Raw genomic sequence first — 13,751 nt, 5'->3', positions numbered from 1 at the left:
CCAAGTTGTTGCGCCCTTATGCAGAACGCGTGCGCCACCTTCCGACAACCGCCTGACGCGGTAGCTACGGGCATCCAGCGCAGCGATTGGTTCTTCACGCCAGCAGGCCCGTTCTTGGGGAATTGAAACCCAATTCTTGACGGAAACTAACTGAGGGCACGAGTGAAAGTTCCGCTCGGCGTTCGCCCGCCAGCCTAGTACGATGCGCGCGCCCGTTCCTATGAGCTGGTCTTGCGGGCTTTTCGCTCGGCGTGCGTCCTCTTCAGGATGGCTTGTGAACGCTTGGCCGATTTTTCACAACGAAGATGAAGTGCTTCGAGTTCAGCGTCGGTCAACTTCTCAATCCCGATGAATTCATTCTCGGCGTCAGAGGAGAGTATGATCTCGTCGAGCTTGGTCTGAAGGGCAGTCCCATCCCGATTTTGGGTGTTCTGGATTAAGAACACCATTAGAAATGTGATAATGGTTGTGCCGGTATTGATCACCAGCTGCCACGTTTCCGAAAACCCGAAAAATGGCCCAGATACTGCCCAGATAACCACAGCGGCAACACAGAGAATAAAGGCGATCGGACTACCGGTTGCCCGGGCCGTTGCATTAGCGAATTTTGCAAACAGGCGATCCATGAACACTCCTCCGACGATCAGGGTTAAACACGTGGTCGATACGACCTGGCGAAGTCTGCCACTGGCCGAGGTCGCCAACAGATTCCCGCCGCAGCGCCCCTACTTCTCAGAACTCGGCGTCTCGCAACAGAAGCCAGGTCAGCCATGTCCGCGGGACCTGACCGGTAATAAGCACCATTCAGGAGGCTCGTAGAGACGCGTTTTAAAGCTAGCACTTGAGACATGGTCAACCTGTAAAGTTGGCTTGATCAACCGACCCCGTTGCTGAGGGTGACAACCGTCGCGACAAATACACCTGCGACGAGGCTGGCTCGTCACAGCCGTGGCAAAGAAACACACGCCTTCGCTCTCACAACGCAAACCACCACGATGAAGGAAATCCAATCAACTGCCTGTTTCGGAATGCGGCGCCGCAACGGGCTTTGATTCTGGTGATCCCCGGAAGCGCAGGAAAATCGAAAGCACCACGATCACTGCCGTCGACAGAAATTCGGATTGCCAGTTCTGAAAGGATTCGAACCAGAACTGCGTGCTGGCAAGATGCTGCATGATCGACTGAGCCGGGTGGCCATGCATGGCGGCTTCTGCGTTCTCAGCAATAGCGCTGTAGCGGAGGTGAAGAATGAAACTGGCGGCGAACAGCAGCGCGAGCGCTATGCCCAGCGAATATGAGTAGAGGGTTCGCAACCATCCACTCGCCCTCACGGCCCAGGAAGCGCCCGGTTGTCTCGCATGGCTTGCTGGATCTTCGTCCTGAGATGCGCTTTTGTCCGGATCTTTCGATTCCGCTGAGCCGCGCTGGAACAGCATAGCCGTCAGCATCACATATGCCGACATTTGCAGGAACTCGCTTTCCCAGTTCTCGAAGATGGCGGACAGGAAGTGTCCTGACGCGGCATAGGTTGCGAGCGACAGCGCCGTGCCACCATGCTGGATGATGTTCTCGTTGTTGACCTGCCATCCCGTCAAGAGCATTCCGGTTATGGTCGCGATGGTCAGCACCAACAGAACGATAGTCAGCCCATTGTCTTTCAGTACCCGCATTCATTGTCCCTCCCAATACGCTTGACGTCGTGAAAACGTCATAACCGGAAGCAGGGTTCCAGGACGGCGCGCCGTGAGGATCAACAGGTTAAATCTGTTCCTGTCCGGTGATATTGGCATTTGAAATCGCACCGAACTGCGGTGCCTTAGCCCGAGCTATCGACTCGAGAACATGCTTTTTTCCAGGTGCCGGCGCTCGATCTTGAATTTCTCCACCGGCGTGACCGAGGAGCGTCCACTATCGCAGTCGTGCATCCGGTTGAAGAGCGGCGGCGAATCCATCTCCGGCGCACACCACCAATCGATGGAACCGTCCGCACCGACGAGAGCGACGGTGCGTCCATCTCCGATAGCCGCATAGTGTTCGAGAAAACCATGCGTGCGTTCGGGGACGAGATGATGAAGCATTGACAGCCAATTCGAACTGCCCTCGCAAGAACGAGCGGCCAAAGTGTTTGGATTTGTCGGGAGAAAGCACGTTCCAAGCTGCGGTGAAAATCGTACTTGCGGAACCCAGAACGCCCTTCAGGGTTTATCGCGCAGTCCCCAAAAAGGAGATTGTATGATGGAAGACACTCGAAACCCTACGCCGCCATATCCTGAACAGCAGCAGGAGCCGCCAGGCAAGACTGCGGAAATGGCACCTGTCCCCGATCATGGTGAGAAGTCCTACAAGGGTGACGGCAAGCTGACCGGTAAAGTCGCCCTCATCACCGGAGCCGACTCCGGGATTGGCAAGGCCGTCGCTATCGCGTTTGCCCGCGAAGGCGCCGACATCGTCATTTCCTACCTGAACGAGGATGACGACGCCCGCGATACCGCAAAGTGGATCGAGGAAGCGGGACGCAAGGCTCTTGTCGTTCCGGGCGACATCAAGTCCGAGGAACATTGCAAGGATCTCGTACAGCGCGCCGTTAACGAACTTGGTGGCATCGACATCCTCGTCAACAATGCAGCGTTCCAGCGGACCTATGGCGACATCGCCGACATCACGGCCGAGGAATGGGACGAAACCTTCCGCACCAATATCTACGCACCATACTTCCTCTCGAAGGCCGCTGCTCCTCACATGAAGCCAGGTAGCTCGATCATTAACACGACCTCGATCCAGTCGCGGCAGCCGTCGCCTCAGCTTCTTGCATACGCGTCCACGAAAGGCGCGATTTCGAACTTCACGGCGGGTCTCGCCGAGATGCTTGCGGAAAAAGGCATTCGCGTAAATGCGGTCGCGCCGGGGCCGATCTGGACGCCGCTCATCCCTTCGACGATGCCAGCGGAAAAGGCTGCCAAGTTTGGGGAAAACACCCTTATCGGCCGGGCCGGACAGCCAGCAGAACTGGCGGGTGCCTACGTCCTGCTCGCCTCCGATCTGGGAAGCTACATGACGGGAGCCGTCATTCCGGTAACCGGAGGCGAGATCATGATCTGATACGCACCTGGCCGGCGGCCACTGGGTCGGCGGCCACCGTCAACACCTTAGTGTGCGGCATAACAGATCTATCTCCTGAGCCTGCAGTAAGGTCCGACCAAGCCAAAGGATAATAGTCTTGTGACGTCGAGCACTCCGGCCTGGATGGCTGTCTCAACCACTTGGTGCATAGGAAGCCCAATGACATTCATCAATGACAACCCACAGGGTGGGTTCTCTGACACTCGCAGCGACCGCTGGCTTATCCAGATCTTGCTGCCCCAACGAGATGATGCTGGGACGCCGTTCGAGGCCAATGTCTATGAACAAGTTCGCCAACGCCTGACCCAGGAGTTTGGGGGAATGACCTTCTATCGACACGCTCCAGCCGAGGGGACATGGCAGGCAAGCTCTAACACCGAACATGATGAGATCGTCCTCGCCGAAATTATGGCAGCTGATCTAGATGAAGACTGGTGGTCCGCTTACAAGAGCGAACTCGAGAAACGCTTCCATCAGAGTGAAATTGTCGTCCGAGCAATCCCGATCAAGCGGCTATAGCTATGTTGTTTCTGTCCGTTGACGCATGAACAGCACTAGAACCAAGGTGAACATCCACAGCCACATTGCGGACACGCCGATCAGCAGGCTGGAGCAATTGCTGCCGTGGAATTGGATACCGAAGACGCTGAACGCTCAGGCGACATAATCTGCGCTCCACAGTGGATGCCGACACCCCCTGCCGGACGGCTACCTCATAGGCCGACGCTATTTCTGAGCAGCCAAAACTGATAGTCCGCAAGATCGGTCGAGCGCACAGCACTTGTGCGGGGCTATTTGGTCCTGCCACGGCAAGGACAGGATAATGACGACGACGCTTCGAAACTACCATGCCCGGATGCAACGGGTCCTAGATCACATTGATCAGCATCTCGACCGCAATCTGGACCTGGACGAGTTGAGCTGCGTGGCCGCCTTTTCCAAGTTTCATTTCCATCGGCAGTTCGCGGCGGCCTTTGGGCTGTCTGTGCATCGCTATATCCAGCTCCTCCGCATGAAGCGGGCATCCTACAGGCTTGCCTACAGAGACGTAGACAGCGTGACCGAGATAGCGATGGATGCCGGCTACGAAGCTCCTGACGCCTTTGCCCGCGCATTTCGGCAACGGTTCAGCCAGTCGCCTTCGCAGTTCAGGAAATCCCCCGATTGGGAACTGTGGCTTGCGGCCCTCGGGCCTCTCAACCAAGCAAGGAGTAAGCTTATGCAACGGACATTTGCAGCAAATGACATCGAAATCCGCGAGGTGTCTCCGACCCCTGTCGCGATCATGAAACACCGAGGTGATCCGGCAAGGATCGGCGACACGATCAAACGCTTTATAGCATGGCGCAAAGCCACTGGCCTGAATCCGAAGACCAATTTGACTTTCAACATCTTCCATTCCGATCCGCGGGTGACGTCTCCGGACGAGTATCGACTGGACCTTTGTGTCAGCACTGATCAGCCGATCAAGACGAATGGAGAGCATATCGAGGCGGGCATGATCCCCGGTGGCCGTTGCGCCGTGCTGAAAGTCGTCGGCAACACTGATGATCTGGAGCCTGCCGCGCTTTACCTCTATCGCGATTGGCTGCCGGCCAGTGGCGAGGAAGCGAGGGATTTCCCCCTGTATTGCCAGCGTCTCACCTTCTTTCCCGAAGCACCTGAACATGCGGCGGTGGCAGAGCTCTTCCTGCCCCTGAAGTAGCGAACCTCTGTGGCGGCTTGTCCGTTTCTGTCCACGGCGGCGGACAAGCAGCTTTCAACCCGAACCTCCCGATCCGGCTAAACAGCGCGTTCGCTAAACGTGGGTATTCCATCAGGCGAAACCGTAGCGGCCTTCACCGGATAGTTACGAAGATGTTGGGGGGGGGCAGGATATGAGCGGTTCCTGAAGACCATCGCCGACGGGGAAGATCCTGAACACGCCGAAACCAGTCGGTGGTGCGGCGGCTACTTTGATCCGGAATGGTTCGACCTGTCGATCGTGGACAAGGATGTTCGAAATGCTCTGCGCTCGAATGCCAAAAGGCGATTGTATCAACCGAAGCCCAAAGCCTTCCCGAAGAAATGAGTTGGCTAAATTCAAGGTGCGCCTTGAAGGGATGCGAACCTACGGCCCGTTTACCAAATCATGTCTAAGGTGTCATTCTCACTGACGATTCAGCACGTTAGCCTGACAAGGACAGCCAGTTTGTGGCTGAGAACAGTCGTTTCCCCCTGATCTACTAAGTTTCACTTTTGCGACAACCGCATATGCATCGGTGTCCCGCGAGCATACTTCTCACATCTGCTGGCAGGACCGTCAGTCGTATTCTGCTCGAAGCGCTTCCCATTCTTCAAGGAGGGCAGCGTATAGGTCTCGGAAGCTATCTTCCTCGTTTCCTGCAAGCGGATAGCGATCAATTGAGAAGGGTTCGCCACGGATAACGTCCAAAACCCGGATCTCCTCGTGAGGTACACCGAGGAGCGCTTGGCCCAACAGCCAAAGCCCGAGCCGCGCAGCCTGCTCGTCCAGAACAGGGGTCTCTGAGAAATAGGGGTAGACGTAATGCTCAACGCCACGACCATCGCGGGCGGACAAAATATTGTCGACCTTCACGACGGCATCGAGCCCCGGAAACGGAAACTGCGTCCCGAGCTGTCGTCCGGGCGCAAAGGGCGCGTTCGTCCAGCGGCGCCTCTCGTCCCACCAAAGTAGGAAGCCATCCCGTAGCTGCGGATAGAGATTTTGCCGGCGGCCATTTCCGGCGATCCGCCCATCAGTCGCGGCGTGCAGATCGTGCATGCCGAAAACATGCCGCTTCGCGTCACTCCAGAAGGGCCCGTAGAAATCCCCGCCGCCCTCGCCACCGTCATCCGCTGCTCTTGCACGATCCTCTCGAATGTCGGTCCGGAGCGCCGATCGGCGAGGACCTTCCTCCAGGAACATAATTTTGAGGAGTTTGCGAAGGTGTACGCGGCGCATCGACATCTCGACCTCCCGGAACATCAAGACTGAGTGACAACTAGTTCGGCGATCTTAGCGGCGACTTCCGCCATCGACTCTTCGGCAGTGCTCAACCCAGCTCGGGAGGCTAACAGTAGGCTGACCTGCTCAAGCTCTTCATAGGTTGTCCCGTGAACAACCGGAACGAGCCGCTCGCGCCTTAGAAGCGCTGACAGCTCTTTGTCTGCAATGCCTTCTGCCGGCAAACGGCGTAGCATAGCCGGGGTCACCAGAACGATACCAACTCGGGAATTAATCAAACCCTTATCGATCGCCCGCATCATCGGCACGCCAAGGCCAAGATCCTTCTCGCTGAACCACACACGTACACCTCGCGCTTCGAGCAGGTCATGCAGTTCCTTGGCAGATCCCTGCCTGTCATCCCACGCATGACAAAGAAAAACGTCTCGAAGGTCAGGCTGCGACGCTGCTAAATTCTCGACATTTTCGCGAACAGGCGTGAGTGATTGCACTTGTTCGGGCGTATACAACACAGTCGAACCGGCTCCGGACCATCGCGGCTTTGCAGTGCGGCGCCCCGACCCGCCACTACTGCTGCTTCGGCCGCTGCTGCTTCCTGACTGGAAGTATGAAGAACTCGGGGACGAGCTGTACGCGCCGCCGTATCCTCTAGAACTGCTATAGCGACCATAGCGGCTTCCACAAGCAGGACAGTCGGCTGCCGCAGCGGCTGATCGATGGCCCTTTACTGGAGCGGTGCATCTAGCCATATCTTTCTTCTCCTTTGTCGATCCGCCAATCTGCGAATCCCCTCACAAAAAAGACCGCGCTCTGGATGAACGCGGTCTTGGTGGATCAGCCCTTTGGTGGGTAGGGATCATTGCCATAACTGTCTCGTTCACGAATCTGACCGTTTCGGCCGTGGATCAACAGTTCAGACTGTTGGTTCTGCGCGATCGAACGAGCATGAGCCGTTGCTTCAGCTTGGGTAGAGTGAACCGCAGTGGCGCGGCTGTTCCCGGCACCCTGCACTGCCCAACCATTAGCATGCGGCACAACGTGTTGGTTCTTTCCTGACATTTTCTCACCTCCTTTCCGTCCCAATATGGACATGCCGTAAGATATGGTGAACGAATAGGGCGTTGTCAACTGCGAACGCATCGTTCATTTGACAGAACGGCGTTTTCCAAATACTGGCTGCGTCCGAAGAGCATGTATGGAGATCGAAAATGTCATTAGCTTCGAAGCTCAAGGAGCTTCGGTTGAAGCGCGGAGAGTCGCTCCAACAGGTTGGCGACGCGGTGTCAGTTTCGAAGGCTCATATTTGGGAACTGGAGAAGGGAACCAGCACCAATCCGGGCCTTGAGCTTCTTAAGAAGCTCGCCGCACATTTCAACGTTACCGTCCAGTACCTTGCTGAGGACGATCAGGAAGAGCTTGACCGATCCTCATTACAATTTTTTCGCGAGTTCGGCGGCAAACTATCTGATAAGGATTGGGAAACGCTGCGCGTTGTCGCCGACCGCCTGAAGGATAAGGACGCGAAATGAACGACGAGCTGATGATGGATCTCGCGGACTGTGCCGCTCCAGAGTCTATCATCGCTTGCATCCTTCGCCATCACCCGGACTGGGCGGCGCCGGTCCCAATCGAAGATCTGGCAAGCTCCATCAACATTATCGACATTTTGGAGATGGAAACAGAGGAGTTCGAGGGCGGCCTCACCACCGATCCAGACAAACGGAAGGGTGTCATTCTCTACAAGGCCGGGACAAAGGGTGGGCGTCGACGCTTCACCATCGCTCACGAGATCGGACATTTCTTGATCCCGTGGCATAAGGGGGATCAGCGCTGTACGAAAAAGGACATGATCGAGCGGCGGATTGAAACGCTTGTTCAGAAACAGGAAACAGAAGCCAACCGGTTTGCGGCCGGCATACTCATGCCGAGGCCATGGTTCGTTTCCGATATGCGCAAACTGGGCGATGCCGACGTAGAGCACGTCAAAACGCTTGCTAGACAATACGGGACAAGCGTCGAGGCGACTGTTGCCCGGTATGTCGAGCTGACCGATGATTGCTGTGCGTTCGTATTCTCGAAAGACGGGATTATTCGATACACCAGGGCGACCAAGGATTTTCCACCTCTGTCGGTTCGCTCGAAACATCATCTTCCAGAGCGAAGCCTATCCGGGCGATCCTCTAACCGCACACAATCCCGTCCGTCAGAATGGGCTGAAATTCAGGGAAGTGTCTGGCTAAACGGTGAAGGCCGTTCTCATTGCCCAAAAGTTCTGGAGCAGACGCTGCTTCAACGGGAGGGTTACCAGCTCACGCTGCTTTTTATTGCGCCTGATGAAATTGAAGATGCGGAAGAGATCGAAGCCTTGGAAGAAAGTTGGACACCACGGTTTCGTCGGTAAATGGCCCACTGTTGGCAGATTGCTGCTTCCAACCCTGCCAAGCTGTTAGGTAACGTCGCTAATTTTCTGATTTTACAACGGCGCAAAGGCACGTTTGCGACGCCTCATGCCGAGCAATTTTGTGTGTAGGTCATTGCCATTTGGTCAGCAATGTCAGCTTTCAGGTATCTACTGACGCACTCTCAATGTCTGATGTGACGGCGCAAAGCGGTCATAGCTCGTCTAGTCCAAGCTCTGAGGTACGGGCGTCGATTTTCTATGCGATATAGCCCCCTCTTTGAACCTGCGGTTTGAACGCTGACTGTCGAAAATCGTACCGAGCGACCAGTAGAGTCCCTTGCTATGGAAGATGTATTGCCCGTTAGGCAGGACGTGCTGCTAGTTCAAGCGTGAGGAAAGATGCACCACAATGGATAATGGTCGGACCGACTCCGCAAAGCACCCTATCGACTAGCGTTATCGCTTCCACGAACAAAATCAGAACATCTGCTTTGACAATCCTTAGAATCCGTGGATTATCACTGGGCAATGCATGCCTTCCAGACAAGCTCCCCGAGCGCTGGGAGCCGTCGGGAACGGAAGCGCCTGCGCGGCCGTGCCTTTTCTCTGCTCAAGATTTATAGGACGAAGCTCATGGCCAAAGACGCTGCACTATTGTCTGAGCTGCATAAGCTGATCGGACAGCGGATGGATGCTGGCCAGATTGCACAGCCGAGCCAGATTGTTGAAGAAGTTTTCAAGAACAAGCCTCTGACAAGTCCTCATGCCGACTTCTACAGGGCGTTTGCCAAAAAGGAACTGGTAAAGGTAGTGACGCGAATGCTGAAGCGCATCGGCATGAGCGACGACCCCGCCTCTCCTCAGATGGTGTTTCCGGGCCATACCCGTTTGGTTAAATCATATCCCGTGATCAGAAACGGTGAGAGGGCACTGGTTCCCATAAGCCTTTGCACGCCGCGAGAACTCTCTGACCATATGTTACTTCTTCGCAAGCAGGCGAAGGGCTGTGAAAACCACGCTGCCGAGCTGGAGGAATATGTGGCCAGCAAAATCTCTTTGGAGGAAGCCCAGGCCCTAAGGATCATTCGGAAGCGGCCGAGGTCGAGCCGGCCTGACTTCAGAAAGCCAACGCGGAGTGACCATCTAAGCGAACACGATATAAAGGCCTGCAGCAGTTGTTCTCAATGCTGCGAGCTCCGCTTTACGAACAGGTCGTTGAACACCCGATCCGCTCCCCACGCCTGAGCGGAAGTGAAGGCAAGCTGTCGCAACTCATCGCTTTCGAGTGGCTGCTGCCCGGGCTTATAGCCGAGATCGTGGTTCGCCTCGGACCACGCATGCTGAAAGAGCGTCTTAATCTGCAGCTCGAAGCAATAGGGCACAAGGTCCTTGTTGAAATTCGGGTCGATCAGATCTTGCTGCAGCATAAGAATATGGTGATTTCCAAAATATCCAAATTCCCACTCGTTCTCCGGCAACATGTCTTTCGACTCGATCGCGTGGAAGTAGCGCTGAACTTCCTCCGAAATCCTATGCACATCATCCTTGTAGAAGGTGATGATCCGCGCGCCGATCTGATCCTGTATCTGATGAAGCGGAGCATCGTACTTCGCTTTGCCATCCTTCTCCGCAGTGGCTTTCCCTACGAAGCGCTCCACGGACTTCGGGCGCGTCGAGATGCGATCGATCCGCGGCTGACCTGCGAAGATCTCGTGCAATAAGGTGGAAAGCTTATCGGCGATGGGAAAGAGCACGGTTTCGTATCGCGCTCGATATTGAGCTTCTACCGTCATCTACCTTTCTCCAGTTTTTCGCTAACAACCGAGCCGACTGTGCTGAAGCGTATCCTGTCGGCCCCTTCTTCAACGGGCGTGTGTTCGAAGACCTTATCGAAGGACGCAGCGTCGGCAGTGAGCATGGCTCCGTTGTCCAGCTCCACCGTCCGATAGGGCAATCGCTTTGTGAACTCGGCTGCATCGAACTGGAAATTATCATTGGCCAGGTCAGCTCGTTCGAGCTGCTTCACCACGGCGGCCTTTGCACCCTCGGTAAATCCGTATCGATTACAGAACGCCTCAACGCTTAATGTCTCCGCACCAAGTCCACTGGCAAGCGTAGCTGCGGCGGTGATCTGGCGTCACGACACGAAAGTGTTGGATCTGTCCGACTTTTGAGAACGTATGGTGATCACGCTGCGAGGATAGATGTTTCGCGCCGCAATGGCCTGAGATCAACGCCGTCTGTTGGGGTCCAGATGTAATCGCCGGTGAGACTGATGTGCTGCCAGCCGAGTGGGGTAATGTGTTTGATGATGTCAAGCGGCGTGGGAATGCCATCTCGGTTGAGCTCGGCGAACGCCGGTTCAAGATAGAGTGTGTTCCAGTAGACGATGGCGTTGATTAGCAGGTTCAGTCCAGATGCTCGGTAGAACTGGCTCTCGAAAGTCCGGTCGCGCAATTCTCCGAGGCGATTGAAGAACAGTGCGCGGGCCAAGGTGTTCTGGGATTCGCTCTTGTTGAGGCCGGCCGTCGCGTTCCTGCGCATTTCGGGGTTCTGCCACCACTGGGGCAGAAAGATGGACCGATTGATGCGACCGAGATCGCGTAGCGCCAACGCCAGTCCGTTCTGGCGTGGGAATGCGGACAGCTTTGCCAACAGGGTCGAAGGCCGAACCTGCCCGGAACGGATCGTCGTGACCAGCCGCAGGATGTCGTTCCAGTTTGCCTTGATCCGCTCGACGTTGATGTGCTCGCCAACGAGCGGCGCCAGGTTTTCGGGAGGCGCGTCGCGCGGGAAAAGATAGAGCTTGCGATCCTTGAGACCGCGCAGCCGAGGCACAATCTGGAAACCAACGAGATGGCAAAGGGCGAAGCTCATATCGCTTACCCCGCCGGTATCGACATAGTGGGTTCCGATGGCGAGATCGCTGCCATGATAGAGCAGTCCATCGAGGACATAGATGGCTTCGCTCGCATTGGCATTCATGGCGATGATGTAGAAAGCGCCGTACTGGTCAGAGGTGAACCGGTAGAATTTGGCGCCGGGGTTGGGACCATAGCGGCCGTTGAGGTCGCCGATCGCCTCGGCGTGTCCGCCCGCCGGAAAATACTGGCCATCGGAGGATGACGTTGTTCCATCGCCCCACAAGCTTGCCAGAGGCAATTGCCTCTGGGCGTTGACGAGAATGGCGTGCGCGGCCGTGTAACCTTCCTCGCGAATATGCCAGTCGTGCGCCCAGGCGAGTTGGCGCATCGTAATGCCGGGGGAAACGTCCGCCATTCTCGTGAGACCGAGATTGATCCCGTCCGCCAGGATGGCGGTGAGGAGCGCAAGCTTGTTGTCGGCCGTCCGACCGCTGCGCAAATGGGTAAAGGCGTTCGAAAATTCCGTTCGGGCGTCAACCTCGAGCAAAAGGTCAGTGATGCGGATCGCAGGCAGACGGCTTTCCACCTTTAGCTTCAGCGACTTGGCGATGTCCGGAAACATAGCCTTGTGCGGCGTGACGCTAAACCCCGCCCCGGTCAGTTCTACATCGTCGAGCTCGCCGGCTGCGGCCAGACGCGAGAGGTCAGCCAGTCCATCGTTCAGCAGCTGGCGCTGTTGGCGAAGATACGTCTCGACATCGGTATCAACGGCGATTGGAAGCGGTCCTTCCTCACGCATCAGCTCGAATGTCGGCGTGGGAATGAGAAAGCTTTCGAAAGACTGGAAGCGTTTGGCTCCTTCCACCCAGACATCGCCCGCATCGAGCCGGCGCTTCAATTCGCTGAACAGGCAAAGCTCATAAGCCCTGCGATCAATCTTTCCATCTTTGAGTATGAGAGGCATCCAGCCCTTCGGCGCAAAGGAGATCGGTGCCTTGTCGGGTATGGTCCTTTTGCCCGTACGATATAGACCCGCGACCACGGATAGCGCCCGCAAGAGGTTCGCCGCCACTGCGTGACCGCGGAACACGAGAGTGGAGAGAAACTGTGGCGCCAGTTTCCTGATCGTCGGATAGCGCTGGAGCATTTCGATTTTACCGTCGATAACATCCGGCGCGATCAGCGTATCGACCGCCTGGACACTGGTTGTAAAAGCTGGCCATTGGATGACCAGATCAAGCGCTTTGGCCATGTCCTCACCCTTCTCTCTGGCCTTGATGATCGCATGGCAGACTTTTGAAACGTCCTTCAACGGCGTCTGCACTTCCCGAACGGATCGGGTGACGCGAGCAGCCGCCTGGTTATTGGCTCGCCGCGTCAGGATGCCCATGAGTTTCTTGAACATGTCGATCGCGCAATCGGTGAGATGGCGGGAAAGGTGGAGCACTGTTGCAGCCAGGACAGCATGTCGGCGTTCGGTGTTAAGGTCGCGCAGATGCTGCGCGCTCATTCGCGTCCCCTCTGCAGCAAATTCGTCAAAGACCTTGGCCGGAATGCGATCCATCAACGTCGTCGGCAGGTTCAGAGACCGGAGAAAGCGAATGCGCTCGGCAATTCTGTCGAGGTTGACGGCGGCTGGCGACAATGCTGGCGTTCTCGCCCAGGCAAGAATAGTCACGCTTGTCCCCTCACGCGGATCGAGAAGCTTGTCCAGATCGAGCTTTTGGCCTTCTGAGATCCCGCCGGCCAAGGCCCGATGAGCAATACGAATGCCGCGCCTGATCGCCACATGAATGATGGCTTCGAGCGCTGGCCGCGCTGGCAAGAGAATTCTCCTGCGTCGCAGTTCTTCCACGACCATATCCGCCAATACATCGGCGTGGCGCAGGGTTTGTGCGGCAGGTGTCAGCCAGCCTGTGAGTGCCCGCACGTCCGAAGGCACAAACGGACGCATCTGCATTCTGTCGAAAAGCAGGGCCAGATGCTCGCGCCGCGTCTGTGGGCGCTCGAAATAACGTTCGATCTCATGGTGATCGACGCCGATCTGCCGCGCCAGAAATCGTAAGACGCCAGCCGGCAGGACCTCGCCATCCGCAAGCGGTCGGCCAGGGTATCGTAGCGTGGCCAGAACACAGGCGAGGCCCAGTCTGTTCGAGGCCTTGTTCTGTCGCATGATCAGGTCGAGATCCGATCGATCCAGCGTGTAATGTTTGGCGATCTCCCTTTCGTTATCCGGGATGATCGTCGCCTGTTGCCACCATGCCTCGCTCAGTAATGCTCTTCGCACCATTCTCTGATCTTCCCGTTTCGCCGCGGAGAGTGCAGCGAAACGGAAAATGCGTGTCCGACAAACGAACGTTTCGCGGCATCCACAGTTCTTGTCCGCAAACCTTGTCAT

General features: G+C 56.3%; 14 protein-coding genes and 1 pseudogene. 6 read left to right on the top strand and 9 right to left on the bottom strand.

What is annotated here, in order from left to right; genetic code table 11:
* Positions 1 to 218: 218 nt before the first annotated feature.
* The 3 genes and pseudogenes from ASB66_RS21460 to ASB66_RS27050 all read right to left on the bottom strand — a co-directional run.
* Positions 219 to 626 (bottom strand): low affinity iron permease family protein, encoded by a 408-nt coding sequence (locus ASB66_RS21460; protein ID WP_013637201.1) that lies wholly within the window; start codon positions 624 to 626, stop codon positions 219 to 221.
* 384 nt (positions 627 to 1,010) lie between these two features.
* Positions 1,011 to 1,670 carry a DUF6766 family protein gene (locus ASB66_RS21455; RefSeq protein ID WP_060716636.1) on the bottom strand — a complete coding sequence of 220 codons (660 nt, stop codon included), beginning with the start codon at positions 1,668 to 1,670 and terminating at the stop codon, positions 1,011 to 1,013.
* Positions 1,671 to 1,844: 174 nt separating this feature from the next.
* A pseudogene (locus tag ASB66_RS27050) lies at positions 1,845 to 2,078 on the bottom strand (trehalase-like domain-containing protein); the annotation flags it as partial.
* 154 nt (positions 2,079 to 2,232) lie between these two features.
* Between ASB66_RS27050 and ASB66_RS21445 the strand changes: the two are divergent.
* The 4 genes from ASB66_RS21445 (at position 2,233) to ASB66_RS21430 (ending at position 5,191) form a co-directional block, all read left to right on the top strand.
* On the top strand, positions 2,233 to 3,099 hold the full coding sequence (locus ASB66_RS21445) for an SDR family oxidoreductase (RefSeq protein WP_171431162.1): 867 nt from the start codon (positions 2,233 to 2,235) through the stop codon (positions 3,097 to 3,099).
* Between the two features lie 180 nt (positions 3,100 to 3,279).
* Positions 3,280 to 3,639 (top strand): hypothetical protein, encoded by a 360-nt coding sequence (locus ASB66_RS21440; RefSeq protein ID WP_060716639.1) that lies wholly within the window; start codon positions 3,280 to 3,282, stop codon positions 3,637 to 3,639.
* A 304-nt stretch (positions 3,640 to 3,943) separates the two neighbouring features.
* Entirely contained in the window at positions 3,944 to 4,825 is an 882-nt protein-coding gene (locus ASB66_RS21435; RefSeq protein WP_060716640.1) for an AraC family transcriptional regulator, read from the top strand.
* Between the two features lie 183 nt (positions 4,826 to 5,008).
* The gene (locus tag ASB66_RS21430) at positions 5,009 to 5,191 is read left to right on the top strand and encodes a hypothetical protein (protein ID WP_081088923.1); all 183 of its coding nucleotides are present in this window, start codon (positions 5,009 to 5,011) and stop codon (positions 5,189 to 5,191) included.
* Positions 5,192 to 5,422: 231 nt separating this feature from the next.
* Here ASB66_RS21430 and ASB66_RS21425 read toward each other — a convergent pair whose 3' ends face one another.
* From ASB66_RS21425 to ASB66_RS21415, 3 genes are all read right to left on the bottom strand, one after another.
* Positions 5,423 to 6,091, bottom strand: a complete 669-nt coding sequence (locus ASB66_RS21425) for a hypothetical protein (protein WP_060716706.1) — start codon at positions 6,089 to 6,091, stop codon at positions 5,423 to 5,425.
* A 17-nt stretch (positions 6,092 to 6,108) separates the two neighbouring features.
* Complete coding sequence (locus ASB66_RS21420) at positions 6,109 to 6,600, bottom strand: toll/interleukin-1 receptor domain-containing protein (RefSeq protein WP_337442303.1); 492 nt, start codon at positions 6,598 to 6,600, stop codon at positions 6,109 to 6,111.
* A 322-nt stretch (positions 6,601 to 6,922) separates the two neighbouring features.
* Positions 6,923 to 7,147: a DUF2188 domain-containing protein gene (locus ASB66_RS21415; protein WP_003571562.1), complete on the bottom strand. Its 225-nt coding sequence runs from the start codon at positions 7,145 to 7,147 to the stop codon at positions 6,923 to 6,925.
* A 149-nt stretch (positions 7,148 to 7,296) separates the two neighbouring features.
* Here ASB66_RS21415 and ASB66_RS21410 point away from each other — a divergent pair, with 149 nt between their 5' ends.
* Both ASB66_RS21410 and ASB66_RS21405 read left to right on the top strand, forming a co-directional pair.
* The gene (locus ASB66_RS21410) at positions 7,297 to 7,617 is read left to right on the top strand and encodes a helix-turn-helix domain-containing protein (RefSeq protein ID WP_060716642.1); all 321 of its coding nucleotides are present in this window, start codon (positions 7,297 to 7,299) and stop codon (positions 7,615 to 7,617) included.
* Entirely contained in the window at positions 7,614 to 8,489 is an 876-nt protein-coding gene (locus ASB66_RS21405) for an ImmA/IrrE family metallo-endopeptidase (protein WP_060716643.1), read from the top strand. The genes ASB66_RS21410 and ASB66_RS21405 overlap by 4 nt, the downstream gene beginning before the upstream one ends.
* Before the next feature lie 1,181 nt (positions 8,490 to 9,670).
* On the opposite strand, the gene ASB66_RS21395 is transcribed toward ASB66_RS21405, so the two are convergent.
* The 3 genes from ASB66_RS21395 to ASB66_RS21385 form a co-directional block, all read right to left on the bottom strand.
* A complete protein-coding gene (locus ASB66_RS21395) occupies positions 9,671 to 10,282 on the bottom strand; it encodes a GTP pyrophosphokinase (RefSeq protein ID WP_060716645.1) in 612 nt (203 codons plus the stop codon).
* The gene (locus ASB66_RS21390; RefSeq protein WP_147274064.1) at positions 10,279 to 10,515 is read right to left on the bottom strand and encodes a hypothetical protein; all 237 of its coding nucleotides are present in this window, start codon (positions 10,513 to 10,515) and stop codon (positions 10,279 to 10,281) included. Before ASB66_RS21390 ends, ASB66_RS21395 begins: the two co-directional genes overlap by 4 nt.
* A gap of 161 nt (positions 10,516 to 10,676) precedes the next feature.
* On the bottom strand, positions 10,677 to 13,643 hold the full coding sequence (locus ASB66_RS21385) for a Tn3 family transposase (RefSeq protein WP_070167330.1): 2,967 nt from the start codon (positions 13,641 to 13,643) through the stop codon (positions 10,677 to 10,679).
* Between the last annotated feature and the right edge of the window lie 108 nt (positions 13,644 to 13,751).

It is taken from the genome of Gillisella vitis (genome assembly GCF_001541345.2).
Classification (GTDB): domain Bacteria; phylum Pseudomonadota; class Alphaproteobacteria; order Rhizobiales; family Rhizobiaceae; genus Allorhizobium; species Allorhizobium vitis.
The sequence above is the reverse complement of the archived record's forward strand: the minus strand, read 5'-3'. Positions and strand labels throughout refer to the sequence as shown.